This window comes from Azospirillum griseum (assembly GCF_003966125.1).
Taxonomy (GTDB): domain Bacteria; phylum Pseudomonadota; class Alphaproteobacteria; order Azospirillales; family Azospirillaceae; genus Azospirillum; species Azospirillum griseum.
In genome coordinates this window covers 34227-48734 of record NZ_RXMA01000025.1, presented here as the reverse complement: position 1 = coordinate 48734, position 14508 = coordinate 34227, and the positions used below count along the sequence as shown (strand labels likewise).

11 protein-coding genes are annotated in these 14508 nt (G+C 66.0%); 5 read left to right on the top strand and 6 right to left on the bottom strand.

Annotation, left to right across the window (positions count from 1 at the left end):
- The first annotated feature begins 107 nt into the window (after positions 1–107).
- From EJ903_RS20750 to EJ903_RS20740, 3 genes are all read left to right on the top strand, one after another.
- A complete protein-coding gene (locus tag EJ903_RS20750; RefSeq protein WP_126619026.1) occupies positions 108–437 on the top strand; it encodes a cupin domain-containing protein in 330 nt (109 codons plus the stop codon).
- Positions 437–1522, top strand: coding sequence for an aldose epimerase family protein (locus EJ903_RS20745; protein ID WP_126619024.1), 1086 nt, complete (start codon positions 437–439; stop codon positions 1520–1522). The genes EJ903_RS20750 and EJ903_RS20745 overlap by 1 nt, the downstream gene beginning before the upstream one ends.
- Positions 1523–1770: 248 nt before the next feature.
- The gene (locus EJ903_RS20740) at positions 1771–4389 is read left to right on the top strand and encodes a methyl-accepting chemotaxis protein (RefSeq protein WP_126619022.1); all 2619 of its coding nucleotides are present in this window, start codon (positions 1771–1773) and stop codon (positions 4387–4389) included.
- 67 nt (positions 4390–4456) lie between these two features.
- Here EJ903_RS20740 and EJ903_RS20735 read toward each other — a convergent pair whose 3' ends face one another.
- Both EJ903_RS20735 and EJ903_RS20730 read right to left on the bottom strand, forming a co-directional pair.
- Complete coding sequence (locus EJ903_RS20735) at positions 4457–5788, bottom strand: DUF3422 family protein (RefSeq protein ID WP_210211497.1); 1332 nt, start codon at positions 5786–5788, stop codon at positions 4457–4459.
- On the bottom strand, positions 5785–5979 hold the full coding sequence (locus EJ903_RS20730; RefSeq protein WP_126619020.1) for a hypothetical protein: 195 nt from the start codon (positions 5977–5979) through the stop codon (positions 5785–5787). Before EJ903_RS20730 ends, EJ903_RS20735 begins: the two co-directional genes overlap by 4 nt.
- A gap of 272 nt (positions 5980–6251) precedes the next feature.
- On the opposite strand from EJ903_RS20730, the gene EJ903_RS20725 reads away from it, so the two are divergent.
- Positions 6252–7514 carry an MgtC/SapB family protein gene (locus EJ903_RS20725; protein WP_158627961.1) on the top strand — a complete coding sequence of 421 codons (1263 nt, stop codon included), beginning with the start codon at positions 6252–6254 and terminating at the stop codon, positions 7512–7514.
- A gap of 289 nt (positions 7515–7803) precedes the next feature.
- Here the strand turns inward: EJ903_RS20725 and ppc are convergent, their stop codons facing one another.
- Positions 7804–10572, bottom strand: coding sequence for a phosphoenolpyruvate carboxylase (gene ppc / locus EJ903_RS20720; RefSeq protein WP_126619016.1), 2769 nt, complete (start codon positions 10570–10572; stop codon positions 7804–7806).
- 378 nt (positions 10573–10950) lie between these two features.
- Between ppc and EJ903_RS20715 the strand changes: the two genes are divergently transcribed.
- Positions 10951–11727 (top strand): substrate-binding periplasmic protein, encoded by a 777-nt coding sequence (locus tag EJ903_RS20715; RefSeq protein ID WP_126619014.1) that lies wholly within the window; start codon positions 10951–10953, stop codon positions 11725–11727.
- A gap of 93 nt (positions 11728–11820) precedes the next feature.
- Here EJ903_RS20715 and EJ903_RS20710 read toward each other — a convergent pair whose 3' ends face one another.
- From EJ903_RS20710 to EJ903_RS20700, 3 genes are all read right to left on the bottom strand, one after another.
- Entirely contained in the window at positions 11821–12564 is a 744-nt protein-coding gene (locus EJ903_RS20710; RefSeq protein ID WP_126619012.1) for an alpha/beta fold hydrolase, read from the bottom strand.
- Positions 12565–12603: 39 nt separating this feature from the next.
- Positions 12604–13437, bottom strand: coding sequence for a serine O-acetyltransferase (gene cysE, locus EJ903_RS20705; RefSeq protein ID WP_126619010.1), 834 nt, complete (start codon positions 13435–13437; stop codon positions 12604–12606).
- 130 nt (positions 13438–13567) lie between these two features.
- Entirely contained in the window at positions 13568–14479 is a 912-nt protein-coding gene (locus EJ903_RS20700; RefSeq protein ID WP_126619008.1) for a helix-turn-helix domain-containing protein, read from the bottom strand.
- Positions 14480–14508: the final 29 nt, after the last annotated feature.

Below are 14508 nucleotides of genomic sequence, written 5' to 3'. Positions count from 1 at the left end.
TTCCCTGATTTTTTTGATTGCGGTGTGTTCCTTCCCCCCTTGGCCCGGCGCATTTCGGTGCGGCGGGCCTTCTTTTCCATGACATCAGCTTGATGGAGCGTTGAATCATGAAAATTTTGGCCGATGCCGCACAGGAAACGCCGGTCATCACCCCCGAAGGGGCCGAGCGCCGGGTGCTGAGCTATGGCGCCGGGTTGATGCTGGTGGAATTCACCTTCAAGGCCGGGATCGTCGCCCCGATGCACAGCCACCCGCAGGAACAGGTGGGCTATGTGGTCTCGGGCCTTCTGGATCTGACGATGGACGGCCACGGCACCCAGCGCCTGGGACCGGGAGCGAGCTATTACGTGCCGCCCGGCACGATGCACGGGGTGACGATCCTGGAACCGACCGTGCTGGTCGATGCCTTCACCCCAATCCGCGATGATTTCCTGTGATGGGCGACGCCGCACCCTGGGCCGCGCCGCCGGTCACGCTCGACCCCGCCGCCTTTCGCGGCGAGATCGACGGTCAGCCCGTTGGCCTGTGGACGTTGACCGGCGAGGGCGGCGTCACGGTCAGCCTGTGCAATTACGGGGCGCGGATCGTCCAGATTCTCGCCCCCGACCGGTCGGGCCGCCTGGGCGACGTCGTGCTCGGCTACGACAGCCTGGCCGCGATCCAGGGCGGCCAACCGTCGATGGGGGCCTTCATCGGGCGCTTTGCCAACCGCATCGCCAACGGGCGCTTTACCCTGGACGGACGGACGCACACCCTGCCGCAAAACGCCGGGCCGCACCATCTGCATGGAGGGGTGAAGGGCAGCCGGTTCCGCGTGTTCGACACCGAACGCCTGTCCGCCTCCGCCGTCCGCATGCGGCTGACCTACGCCGATGACGAAGAAGGTTATCCGGGAGAGTTGCGCTCCTCGCTGCTGTACCGCCTCGACGGCGACAGCCTGCGGCTGGAGTATGAAGCGACGACCGACCGGCCCACCGTGGCGACCTTCACCGGCCATGCCTTTTTCAATCTGGCGGGCGGTGGGTCCATCCTCGGCCATCGGGTGACGGCCAACGCCCATTTCTTCCTCCCCATCGGTCCCGGCGGCATCCCCACCGGCGAGATCCGATCGGTCGAGGGAACACCCTTCGATTTCACCCACCCGGAAGCGTTCGGAACGCGGATTGACGGGGACAATCACCAGTTGCATCTGGCCGATGGCTATGACCACACGCTGGTCATCGCCAAGGAGGCCAGTGCCTTCGGTTTGGTCGCGCGGGTCGAGGATCCCGGTTCCGGCCGGGTTCTGGAGGTGATGAGCACCGAACCCGCCGCGCAACTCTATTCCGGCAACGCCCTGACCGGGATCACCCCGCGTGATCTGGGCAAGGGCGGCGTGGCGTTCATGCGTCGGGGTGGCTTCTGCATCGAGCCGCAAGGATTTCCGGACGCCCCGAACCAGCCGCATTTTCCATCCACCACGCGCCACCCCGGCGTTCCCTATACGGGTGTCATCGCCTACCGCTTCACCACATCGGCGTGATCGACCAAGGTAAAAGCAGCGTTAAAACGCGGGGTCAATCGGCGGTTTTGCCACCAAAAATAAGGGCATTCCCCTGATGATCCTCTGGTCACACTGGAGTATGGTTGGTAAGACGATCATTATCGAAGAACGGTCAAAGGCGAGGGGACCCGCCCGATGACCGGGCCGGATCGGTGACACGACCACAAGCACGACAACAGGCACAAAGCCTGGGCAAACAAAGCGGCGCCGGGGAGGATTTGCACACGATGACCATCGACACCCACACTGTTTTGTCGCCATCCGGAAGCGGGCAGGGCCGCCGGTTCGGCGTGCGGGCCAAATTGCTGGCGGCGTTCGCCGGAATGGCTGGCATGACCATCGCGGCCAGCCTGGTCGGCTTGACGTCCTTTTCAGCGGTGGAAGGCCCGCTGAACCGGATCGTCTCGACCAGCCTGCCGGAAATGGAACTGGCCAAGCGCCTGTCCGGCGAAAGCAGCGGCATCGCCGCCGCCGCGCCGACCCTGGACTCCGCAGAAAATCAGATCGCGCGCGAAACCCTGTTCAACGAGATCATGGGGCGCGGCAAAACGCTGGTCGGCCTGGTTGATGAGTTGGCCACCCGCCGCCCGAACGACCCACGACTGGCCGAGGTTCGCACCAAGACCAACGCCCTGATCGGCACCCTGGAATCGCAGAACAAGGCGGTCCAGCAGCGTTTGGCCGTGCGCGCCAAGCGCGAGGAAACCGTCGTCGCGCTGTCCACCGCCTATGATGATTTCCTGGTTGCGCTGGCCCCGCTCACCGACCGGGCCGGGGTCCGCCTGCGCACCAAGGGCGAGGAACTCGACGCCAGCACCGAAAAGGACATGGACAGCCTGACCGATGCGGTGCGCACCCTCATCAGCCTGTATGAGCTGCGCGGGGACATCGGTCTGGCGTCCGAATCGATGATCCGCGCCAGCAATTCGACCTCGGCCGGCATCGTCACCACCCATCAGCAAGCCTATCTGGAGGCCGCCGCCCGTGTGGTCAGCGCCACCGCCCAGGTCGGCAGCCGCCTGAACAAGGCGACCTCCGAGTCGCTCGATTCCTTCTTCGCCTTGGGCGATGGGGATGAGGGCATCTTTGACCTGCGCCGCAAGATCCTGGAAACACCGGAGATGATGCGTGCGCCGCTGCACAGCCGTCTTGGCGAACAGTTGGCCGATGCCCAGTTGCAGCAGAACGTCATCGTCGGCCAGCTCGAAGGCCCGCTGATGCGCCTGAAGGCGGAAATCCGGCTGTCCGCCGTCAACGTCCGCTCGCAGACCCGCGATTCCATGCAGGAATTGCTGGGCGATGGGTTGACCCGCTTCCGCACCTATCTGGAGCTGTCCACCCAGGGCAACGCCCTGACCAGCGCGCTCAACGAGGCCGCGCAGGCCCCCAACAGCGCGCGCCTGCGCGTGCTGCTGTCGCGCTACGCCGCCGCCGTCAAGGCGCTGGACGAGCGCGTCAAGCTGTTGAGCGCGGGCGGTGACGATGGTTTGCCCAAGTTGGCGCAGGCGGCGGCGAAGCTCGCTTCCTTCGGCAAGGGCGACGACAGCCTGTTCGAGTTGCGGCGGGCGGAACTGGCCGCGATCAGCGAAAACGAAGGCGTGCTGAACGAAAACCGCCAACTCGCTCAGCAATTCGCCACCACCGTCGATCAACAGATCGCCGCGATGAAGGCCGAAGCCGACCAGGCCACCGCCGACGCGCTCAGCTCCATCGAGGCTGGGCGGATGATTCTGATCGTCTTCGCCGTCGCCAGCCTGATCGTGGCCATCGCGCTCGCCTGGTTCGTGGTGGGCCGCACCATCGTCGCCCGCATCAGCCAATTGTCGGACGCGATGCGGGCCATCGCCGGGGGCAATCTGGACGCCACCATTCCCCGCGCCGGGTCGGACGAGATCGGCGACATGGCCCAGGCGCTGGTCGTCTTCCGCGACACCGCCAACCGCGCCAACCAGGCCGCCGCCCAGGCCGAAGAGGAGCGCACCCGCGCGGCGCAGGAACGCCGCCGCGCCCGCATCGAAATGGCGGAGAATTTCGAAAGCAGCGTGCGCGCCGTTCTGCAACGCGTCTCCACCGCCGCCAGCGAAATGCAGGACATGGCCCAGCGGATGAGCCGCAACGCCGAAACCACCACGGGGGAGGCCGCAACCGCCGCCGCCACCTCGCAACAGGCCGAGGGCAGCGTCAAGGCCGTGGCCGCCGCGACCGAGGAGCTGTCCGCCTCGATCCAGGAAATCGGCAGTCAGGTCAACACCTCCAGCCGCATCGCCCGCAAGGCGGTGGACGACGCCACCCGCACCGACCGCACCGTGGAAGGGCTGTCGCTGACCGCCAACAAGATCGGCGAGGTGGTGCAGCTCATCAACGACATCGCCAGCCAAACCAACCTGCTGGCGCTGAACGCCACCATTGAAGCCGCACGCGCCGGGGAGGCGGGCAAGGGCTTTGCCGTGGTGGCCAGCGAGGTCAAGAGTCTGGCCAACCAGACCGCCAAGGCGACGGAGGAAATCTCCGGTCAGATCACGGCGATGCAGGCGGTGACGCAGGAAACGGTGGACGCCATCCGCGCCATCGCCGCGACCATCCGCGAAATCAACGACATCGCCACCAATGTCGCCGCCGCCGTCGATCAACAGAGCGCTGCCACCCGCGAAATCGCCCGCAACGTGGTGGAGGCCGCCGACGGAACCCAGCATGTCCGCCGCAACATCGATTCCGTGGCGCGCGCCGCCGCCGAGTCGGGTGAATCGGCCCACCGCGTGCTCGCCGCCTCCTCGACGGTGACGGAGGAGGTGCGCTCCCTGGGATCGCAGGTGGACACGTTGGTGAACCGCATGCGCGCGGGCTGATCGCCAGCGCTGGACCCACGGACCAGCAGGGCAGGGGCGGCATCCATCCGGTGCCGCCCCTGTTCGTTCAGGTCCCGGCCTTGTGCAGCAGCTGGCGCATCCGCCGCGCGCCCAACCACACCGTCGCCAGCACCGGCAGCACCAGCGCGCCGGTGACATGGTGCAGGGACAGGCCGAACAGGCTGCCCGCCGCCCATTCCACCAGATGGCCGAGCAGCGAGGACAGGTAATAGGAAATGGCGATGACCGACAGGCCTTCGACCGTTTCCTGAAGCCGCAATTGCATGTGGGTGCGCTGGTCCATCGACCGCAGCAGGTCGCGGTTTTGCCGTTCCAGCGCCACATCCACCCGTGTGCGCAGCAGTTGCGTGGTGCGCATGATCCGTTGCGACAGGTCGGTTTGCTGGCGCGCCATCGCCCGGCAGAACTGCATCGCCGGGGCCAAACGGCGTTCCATGAACTCGCCAAAGGTCGGCGTGCCTTCGATGCGCTCCTCGCGCAGTTCGGCGATGCGGGCCTCGACCAGCGCGTGATAGGCCAGGGTCGCGTTGAAGCGGTAGCTGCTGCCCGCGATCATGCCCTCGACGTTCGCGGCCAGTTCGGTCAGCTCCTCCAGCAGGCCATGCTCGACCTCACCATGCGGGTTGCCCAACAGGCGGTTGGTCAGTTCGGCCGTGCGCGCCTCCGCCGCCGCCACGTCGGCCACCGACCGCCGCGCCATCGGCAGGGCCAGCAGCGCCATCATGCTGTAGGTTTCGATTTCCAGAATGCGTTGAATCAAGCGCCCGGCCTGCTGTTCGCGCAAGGCCGTGTCCCACAGCAGAAAGCGCGAAAACCCATCGGGACCGATGCGGAAATCGCTCCACAACCGGGCACCGCCGCCCAGCGCGCGCGAGCCGGCCACCGGAATGCCGCTGAAAAAACGGGTGTCGGCATCAGACAGGGTGTCAGGACGGTCGCCCTTGCCGATGGCGACCTGCGCGGCGGTCAGAACCCGGCCTTGCAGGGCCTTCCACCAGCTCATCGGCACCGCTTGCAGCAGCGCGTTGTCGAACGGCTGGTCAAAGGGGCCGGGCAGCAGCAGGGTGAAGCTGGAAAATTCGGTGTGCTGTTCCCACTTCAGCCGCAAATCGCCCAGATCGAGCGTGTGGTGGGCCTGATCGACGACCGGCGGAGTCACGCCCAGGCAGCGGCAGAAGGCCGCCAGCAGATCGGCCCCGCTGGGACCGTCCGGGCTGTCGAGCAGCGCGAGGTGCAGGACACGCGCCGGGGCCTCGACCGTCATGAAGGGGCGGGCGTGCAGTTCCGCGTTCAACGACCAGCGCAGAGGGTGGCTTTGCTCCCCCGCCGCGTTGGCCGCGCTGTCGGCGGCTGGACGGCCCGCCTGCAAGGCGATCACCGCGAACCCGTCTGCCGGTCGTTGCGCACCGTCACCGGCTGCCAGATCATCGCCGCGCCCGCCCCGGCACCGCAGGCCCCACCGACGAAGCCATCCATCGCCCCACCTTGAGACGGCGTGCCATGCTGCGCGCCCCCGACCTGCGTCGATTGCGGTTGATTCATGCTTTGCTGTTCTGATTGAGTGGTCATACCAGTTCCTCCGTTGAGGCCGCCCGTCTAACAGATGGTCGGCGTCCGATCAACCAAAATCCGAGCAATCCAGGCCGGAATCATCCAGCCCCAAACAGTTCGGAGGCGTATGCAACCGACGCGCAACACACCAACCGCAACCGAACGGCGGTTAACGCTGCGGTTGACACCACCATAACCAGGGAACCTGTCACCAATCTGTCGGCAATGCGGATTGTTTTGATTTCCGATGAAACGACCGGTCGGGCACAATGGGTGGTGGAGGTGGTCAGATGGAACAGGGCGACGTTCTGATCCGGTTGGCGGTTGCCTTGGGCATCGGCCTGATCGTCGGGCTGGAGCGCGGTTGGCAGCAGCGGGATGCGGCCGAGGGCAGCCGCGAGTTGGGCCTTCGGTCCTTCGCCCTGATCGGTTTGGGGGGCGGGGCGCTGGGGGTGGTGTCCCAACCGTTGGGTGGAGCGGTGTTTGGCTTGGCCCTGCTGGCCTTGGTCGGCCTGTTGGCGGTTGCCCATGGATTGGCCGCCCGCGACGGCGCCGACCGTGGCCTGACCACCGAGATCACGGCCATGACCGTTTTCGGTCTGGGCGGCATGGCAGCGCTCGATTTGACCATCCCGGCGGTGGCCAGCGCCGTCGTCATGACCATCCTGTTGAGCGGAAAGCCGGTTCTGCATCGGTGGCTTCGCAGCATCGCCCCGGGGGAGATGTCCGCCGTGCTGCAAATGGCGCTCATCACCGCTGTGGTGCTGCCGATCCTGCCCAACCAGGGTTACGGCCCCTACGGCGTCCTGAATCCGTACACGATCTGGTGGATGGTGATCCTGGTCGCCGGGTTGTCGCTGGTCGGTCATCTCGCATCCCGCCTGATCGGGGCGCGGCGGGGGGTGTTGCTGACCGCCGCCTTTGGCGGCCTCGCCAGTTCGACGGCAACGGCGCTGTCCTTGTCGCGCATGGCGGTCAACCAGCCGGGGTTGCACCGCACCTTGGCCGCCGGTGTGGTGATGGCCTCGATCATCATGCTGCCCCGGATGACGCTGATGGTGCTGGCGATCGCCCCGGCGCTGATGCCCTTTCTGCTGGTCCCGGTGGCCGCGATGACGCTGTGCGGCGCGCTGGCCTGCGCCCTGCTGGTGTTGACCGGAACCACCGAACAGGGCAGCAGGTCAACCTCTGCCCCCGCCGCCGCCCCGTTCGAATTGGGGATTGCGGTGAAGTTCGGGGCGCTGTTGGCCGTCGTCCAACTGGTGGCGAGCGCGCTGCGGGACTGGGTGGGGGACGCCGGGCTGTACGCCTTGGCCGTGATCGCCGGGTTGGCCGATGTGGACGCCATGATCCTGTCCACCGGCGGCATGGTGGGCGGGAGTTTGCCGTTGCAGACCGCCGCCAACGTCATCCTGCTGACGGCGATGGTCAACACCGTCGCCAAGGCGGTGATCGTCGCGGCCGTCGCCGGGCGACGCATGGCCGTGGCCGTGACCTTGTCCTTGCTGACCAGCGTGCTGTCCGGGGGGATGGCGCTGTGGCTGACCTCGTGAACTGCGGCCGCTGGGGCGGACTTGCTCCCTCACAGTACAAAAAACGTTTAGATTTTCAGTCGGATTGCTTGTGCGTCATCGGTGGTGCGACCCACGCCGATTGAGCATTCCGCGATGAACGGGACCAGCGTCGGAAACGTCTCCCACTGGTCCTGTTGGTCCAATCGACGCCGGACGATGAATCCTGGACCAACCTGCCCGGTGCGCCGGGGGTCAGCATCGGCGAGGTGTTCGCCGAATAACACATCTCAGGGCGGGGGAGGGGATCGTCCCCTCCCCCAAACCCCAATCAGCCGCTGTTGCGCAGACCGGCGGCGATGCCGTTGATGGTCAGGTGGATGCCACGCGCGATCTGTTCGCCGCTGTCGCTGCTGCGGTGCCGCTTCAGCAACTCGACCTGGACGTGGTTGAGCGGGTCCAGATAGGGGAAGCGGTTGCGGATCGACCGGGCCAACAGCGGGTTGTTGTCCAGCAACGCCTTTTGCCCGGTGATGGCCAGCAGCGCGTCGATGCTGTCCTGCCACTCCGCCCGGATGCGCGAGAAGATGCTGTCGCGCAGGGCCGGATCGACCACCAGTTCGGCGTAGCGCGAGGCGATGGCGATGTTGGATTTCGCCAGCACCATGTCCATGTTCGACAGCAGGGTGCGGAAGAAGCCCCAATCGCGGTGCATCGCCTGCAACCGGGCCAGCCCATCCTTGGGGTTGGCGGCCAGCCACGCCTTGACGGCGGAGCCGAAACCGTACCAGCCCGGCAGCATCAGGCGGCATTGCGCCCAGCTGAACACCCAAGGAATCGCGCGCAGATCCTCGATGCTCGTCGATTTCTTGCGCGAGGCCGGGCGGCTGCCGATGTTGAGGTTGGCGATTTCGCCGATCACCGTCGATTGCCAGAAATAGGTCTCGAACCCCTCGGTTTCATAGACCAGCCCGCGATAGGCGGCAAAGGCGTGGCCGGACAGCTCCTCCATCGTCGCCAGGAACTCGGCGGAGCAGGGGGCGGCGGCCTCCGGGTGGAGCAGGGTGGCTTCGAAGGTGGCGGCGGCCAGCGTTTCCAGATTGCGGCGACCGACTTCGGCGTTGGAGTATTTGCCGGCGATCACCTCGCCCTGCTCGGTGATGCGGATCGACCCCTGCACCGCACCGGCGGGCTGGGCCAAAATCGCCTGATAGCTGGGTCCACCGCCGCGACCGACCGAGCCACCGCGACCGTGGAACAGGCGCAGCCGCACCTTGCGCTTGGCGAACACCTCGACCAGCGCAATTTCCGCCTTGTACAGCTCCCAGCCGGAGGTCAGGAAACCACCGTCCTTGTTGCTGTCGGAATAGCCGAGCATCACCTCATGCAGGCCACCCCGGCTTTCCAGGAAACGGCGGTAGACGGGCAGGGACAGCAGCCGGTCCATCGTCGCCGCGCAGTTGCGCAGATCGCCGATGGTTTCGAACAACGGCGAAATGTTCAGGTCAAGCGCGCCGTCCTTGGGCCGCAGCAGCCCCGCTTCCTTCAGCAGAACCGCAACCTCCAGAATGTCCGACACGCCGTCGGTCTTGGAGATGACGCAGTTGACCACCGCATCGGCCCCGAACCGCGCCCGGCTTTCGGCGGCGGTGCGCAGAATCGCCAATTCCGATTTGGTTTCGTCCGAATAGTCGGCGAAGGGGGAGGCCAACGGGCGGTTGGTCTGCAACTCCGTCAACAGCAGCTCGATCCGCTCATCCTCCGACAGCTCGCTGTAGCGGATTTCGGGGTTGGCGAAGGCCAGCAGTTCGGCAACGGTGCGCTCGTGCACGTCGGAATTCTGGCGCAGATCGACGCTGGCCAGGTGGAAGCCAAACAGATCGACCGCCCGGCGCAGATGGCGCAGACGCCCGCGCGCCAGCGCCGCCGACCCGTTGACGGTCAAGGACCGGTCGAGAATGTCCAGATCGGCCCGCAACTCCGCCGCCGTGGCGTAGGGTTTGCCGGTCCCCACGGCGTTGCGGGCGGAATCCTTGCCGTCCAACTCCCGCAGCGTCGCCGCCAACCGGGCGTAGATGCCGGAAATCGCCAGCCGGTAGGGTTCCATCTTGCGGTGCGCGGAGGAGTCCGGCGACTGATCGGCCAACTGGCGCAGCGGCTCCGACACGCTGACGTTGCGGGTGTGCAGCGACAGCTCCGCACCCAGCGTGTGCAGCTCCTCCAGATAGAAATTCAGGGCGCGGGTGCTCTGCATCCGCATCGCCTCCCGCAGGACCGGCGCGGTGACGAAGGGGTTGCCGTCGCGGTCGCCGCCGATCCAACTGCCCATGCGCAGGAAGGACGGCAGTTCGGCGGTCCAGGTCGGATCCTGGGCGCGCAGCTGGTCCTCCAACGCCGCGTAGAAGCGCGGCATCTGGCGCAGGAAGGTGTAATCGTAGAAGGACAGGCCGTTGGCCACCTCGTCGATCACCGCCAGCTTGGAGCCGCGCAGGATCGCGGTCTGCCACAGGGTCAGGACCGCGCGTTGCAGCCCTTCCAGGTTGGCGTGCTCCTCCTCCGCCGTCATCGGGCCGCGTTCGCGTTCCGACAACAGACGGGCCAAATCCATCTGAACGGTCAGGATGCTCTTACGCTGCACCTCGGTCGGGTGGGCGGTCAGCACCGGGCTGACCAGCGCCGTTGCGAAGAACTCCTGCAATTGCTGCGAGGTCACACCGGCCTTGCGCGCCGCGCCCAACGCGTGGGCCATGGTTCCGGGGCGCGGCCCCGATCCGGCCAGCGCGTGGGCACGAGTGCGGCGGATGTGGTGCTGATCTTCGGCGATGTTCGACAGGTGCGAGAAGAAGCTGTAGGCGCGGACCACGCGCGAGGTCTGCTTGGGCGACAGGCTGTTCAGGATGCTTTCCAGCTCACGCCGCGCGCCCTCATCCTCGTCGCGATGGAAGCGGATGGAGGTCTGGCGGATCAGCTCCACAATGTCAAAGACGGCCTCGCCTTCCTGGCTGCGCACGGTGTCGCCCAGGATACGGCCCAACAGGCGGATGTCGTCGCGGAGCGGGCGATCCTTCTCGGGTTCTTCCGGGAGCACGATGTCAGGCATGGGCACAGGATTCCTTGCGTGTCGAAGGGGGATGTCGAACGGGTGAACGTCAGGAAACGGCGGCAGCACCTGTCCAAAAATGCGGCAGATGGGAACCTGCGCACCAATTGGTCAGACCACGGTGAACAGAATGCCGATTCCTGTTCAAGTTTCAACCATCCGTGAGCACCCGCAATATGTTTTCCGAACAATCCCGCACCGTATGGCGATGATTTCGAGACGCCCTTTCTTAAGGCGGAATTCGGATCAACCCCAACTTGCTCCTCCGGCAGGCGGGTCATATTGTTAGCCAATCAAACAAACATTTGATCGGTGCCCAGCGCACCATTCCCAACGGTGCCGTGGTCCGCCGGTGATGGCGTTGCGAAAGGTGGCATCATGACACACTTCATTGGTCTGAAGGCGCTGCGAACGGTTCTTGTCGCCGGTGTGCTGTCTGCGGCTTCCCTCGCCGCAGCGTTGGCGGAAACCGTGGTCGCCCATGGCCGCCCGCGACCACCCGAGTTGATGGTGGAGAATGGCACCGTCTCCGGCCCTCTGCGCGATGTGCTGGATGAAGCCACAGCGAAAATCGGCATGACTCTGACCTGGGAAAACGTACCCTTTCCGCGCAGCTTGCAGGATTTGCAAAACGGGCGTGATGTGATCGTGCCACGTGTGCGCCGAATCTCCGACCGGGAACCCTACACGCTGTTTCTGGGGCCAATCGCGGTGCAAAAGCGTGAGGTCGCCTTTCTGGGGCTGAAGGGCAAGGCGTCCGTCAACAAGTACGAGGACCTTGCGGCTCTGACCATCGGTGTCAAGCGCGGGACCACCTATTTTGAACGGTTCAACACCGACAAGACGTTGAAAAAAGTTGAAACCACCGACGATCAAACCTTGGTCAGCATGCTTCTGGCCGGGCGTTTCGACGTCATCGCCACGGTGGACAAGCCATCGCTCGACAGTGTCCTGAAGGCGGAGAAGGTGACAAATGTCGCCTATGCACCCTATGAGGAAGCGATTGACGGCGAAAATCACTACGCCATTGGTCGCAACAGCGGGCTGGCCAAGCGGGCACCCGAACTCGACGCTGTTCTCAAGGACATGGCGGCGACCGGACGCGTGCGGGCGATCTACGAAAAGTACAAGCTCAATCCCGAACAGATTGAATGAGGCGCGATGCGGCGGCGGAATTGATTTTCCATAAGCTGTATTATGGATTTTTTATGTGCGGGCGGAGGTGGGCTGACTTCGCCCAGCCGGGTGTCACGCCGCCAAACAACCAGCCAGCGCGTCGGTGAAGGCGGTTGGATCCTCGACCATCATCATGTGGCCGGTGTTGGGAAGAACCGTCAGGCTGGCGGCCTTGGCCTTCGCCCAATCCGGCACATTCCACCCGGCCAGGGAGCGCTCGCCCGCCACCAGATGCACCGGGATGCGGTTGAACACCCCCTCCACAGCGGCGAGGTAGGCGGGATGACCGGTGGCTTCGACCACCGCGCGGCCCATGGCGCGCACCGTCGATCCGGGTTGGCGCGACAGCAGATCGGCCGCGCTGGCCAGATGCGCGGGCGTCGGCGCAACGCCGGAGCGGGCCAGCCACCCGGCTGGGTCGGCGCGGAAACCCGCCATCAGCGCCTCGGCCTCCTCCACGGTCATGCGGGCGACGGATCCCGACCAAAAGGCATCGCCCAAGGTGAAATTGCCCTCGACCGAGATCACACACGCCACCTGTTCCGGGAAACGGTCGGCCAGCAGCATGGCAATGGCCCCGCCCACCGAATGGCCGATCACCGACACCGGCTGTTCGCCGAACGCCGCGCGGATCGCCGTGTGGACATGCTGGGCTTGCGCGGCGAGCGTGATCGCCGCCGGATCGCTGCCCCGTTCCACCCCATACCCCAACAAGTCCGGGGCCAGCGTCGGCGTGGGGGCAAAGGGGTGGTGCAAGGCCGGTGTCTGCAAGGTGCCGATCAGGCCATGCACAAACACCATCGGGCGACGGGTCATAGGAACCATCCGTTGTGAATCGGTGACATCAGCGCCGCGTCAGATGCTGTAATCGCCCTGTTGCAGGCTCTGATCCATGCTCAGCGCCGGGGCCAGCTCGTCCCGACACCAGCCGACCACACGGGCGGGAATCCCGGCGACCGTGGCGCAACCCGGCACGTCCTTCAACACCACACTGCCCGCCCCCACCTTGGCGTGCGCGCCGATGGTGATGTTGCCCAGCACCTTGGCCCCCGCCGCCAACAGCACACCGTCGCGCACCTTGGGGTGGCGGTCGCCATGCTCCTTGCCGGTCCCACCCAGGGTGACGTTTTGCAGGATCGACACGTCGTTGCCGATGACCGCCGTTTCACCGATGACCACGCCGGTCCCATGGTCGATGAACACGCCGCGCCCGACCGGAACCGCCGGGTGGATGTCCACCGCGAAGGTTTCCGACACCCGGCTTTGCAGGAAATGGGCGAGGTTGTGGCGGTCCTGCCTCCACAGCCAATGCGCCACCCGGTGCCATTGCAGGGCGTGATAGCCCTTGAAATAGAGAAAGGGCGTCAGGCAACTGTCGGCGGCCGGATCGCGCGCCAGGATGGCGGCCAGATCGGCGGCGGCGGCCTCGACGATCCCGGCTTCGGAGTCAAAGGCGGCCTGGACGGTCACGGCCAGCCGGTCGGGCGGCATCACCCGATCGGCCAGCTTGCGCACCAGCAGCGCGGCCAGCGCCGAGCCGAAACAATCGTGGGACAAAACGGATTCGTTGAGGAACACGCGCAGCGTCTTTTCTTCCGCCGCCACACGGGTGGCGTCGGCGCACAGGGTCCGCCACAGATCCTGTCCAACCGGTGCCGGATCACGCACCGCAAGGCCGAGGGTGTCCATCCGTCCGTCTTTCCCAGCCAATCGTCAATCTCCAACCGCGTCACTTTGGGGAGGGGCCATGCACGGGTCAAGCGCTATGCGGTCCGGGACATCCCCGATGGGCGCATGGCCCCCATCCGTCCGTCCCTCATCACGCCCCACCCGCTCGTCCGTCCTCACGATGGGCACGGCGGAAGGCTTGCGGCGAACGCCCCTCCCGCTGGGTGAAAAAGCGTGAGAAATAGGCGGGATCCTCAAACCCCAGGGCGTAACCGATCTCCGCCATGCCAAGCCCGGTGTAGATCAGGGAGCGCTGGGCCTCCAGCATCAGGCGGGCGTGGATCAGTTGCAGCGTGGATCGCCCGGTGACGCGGCGGCTAACGGCGTTCAAGCGCCCGGCGGTCACGCCCAGCGCTTGCGCGTACCGGTCCACCGGCCAATGCTCGCGAAAACGCGCGTCGATCATCGCGCGCAGCCGGGCCAACAGGCGGATGTCGGGCGATTGCCCCTGCTCCGCCCGCCCCTGCCCGGCCACCAGCCGCGACAGCGCCACCAACGCCAGCATCACCTGCGCGGCGATGGCGGTGGCGCGGCCCAGATGATGGGCGTGGAATTCGGCGGCGATCGCGGTGAAGGCGGCGGTCAGGTCGGCGGTTTCCGGGGCGTCGGCGTCCAGATCGCGGGCAAAGGGCAAGGCCAGCGCCGCGCGCGGCTCCGCATCCGGCAGCGCGGCCAGCACGTTGGCGAGAAACCCCTCCGACATGGTCAGCACCGACCCGTCGGTGCCGGGATCAAAGCGGAACCCATGGACCACCTGGGCCGGAACCGCGATCAGGGCCGGGGCGCGGAACCGCCAGTCCTCCGCGTCCACCGTCAACCGCCCACCGCCACGCGTAACCAGCAACACATGGCTCAGCCCGTCGTGGCGGTGGGGTTGTACCTCCCAATTGTGCAAGCGCATCCGGTCCGGGATGGTTTCGACATGGACAAAACGCAGCTCGGGAACCGCCGGAGGTTCGCCGTAGAGCCAATAGCGCGGAATGGGTTCGCTCAGGCTGGTCATGATGGTTCCGGCGGTCGATGCCGATGAAA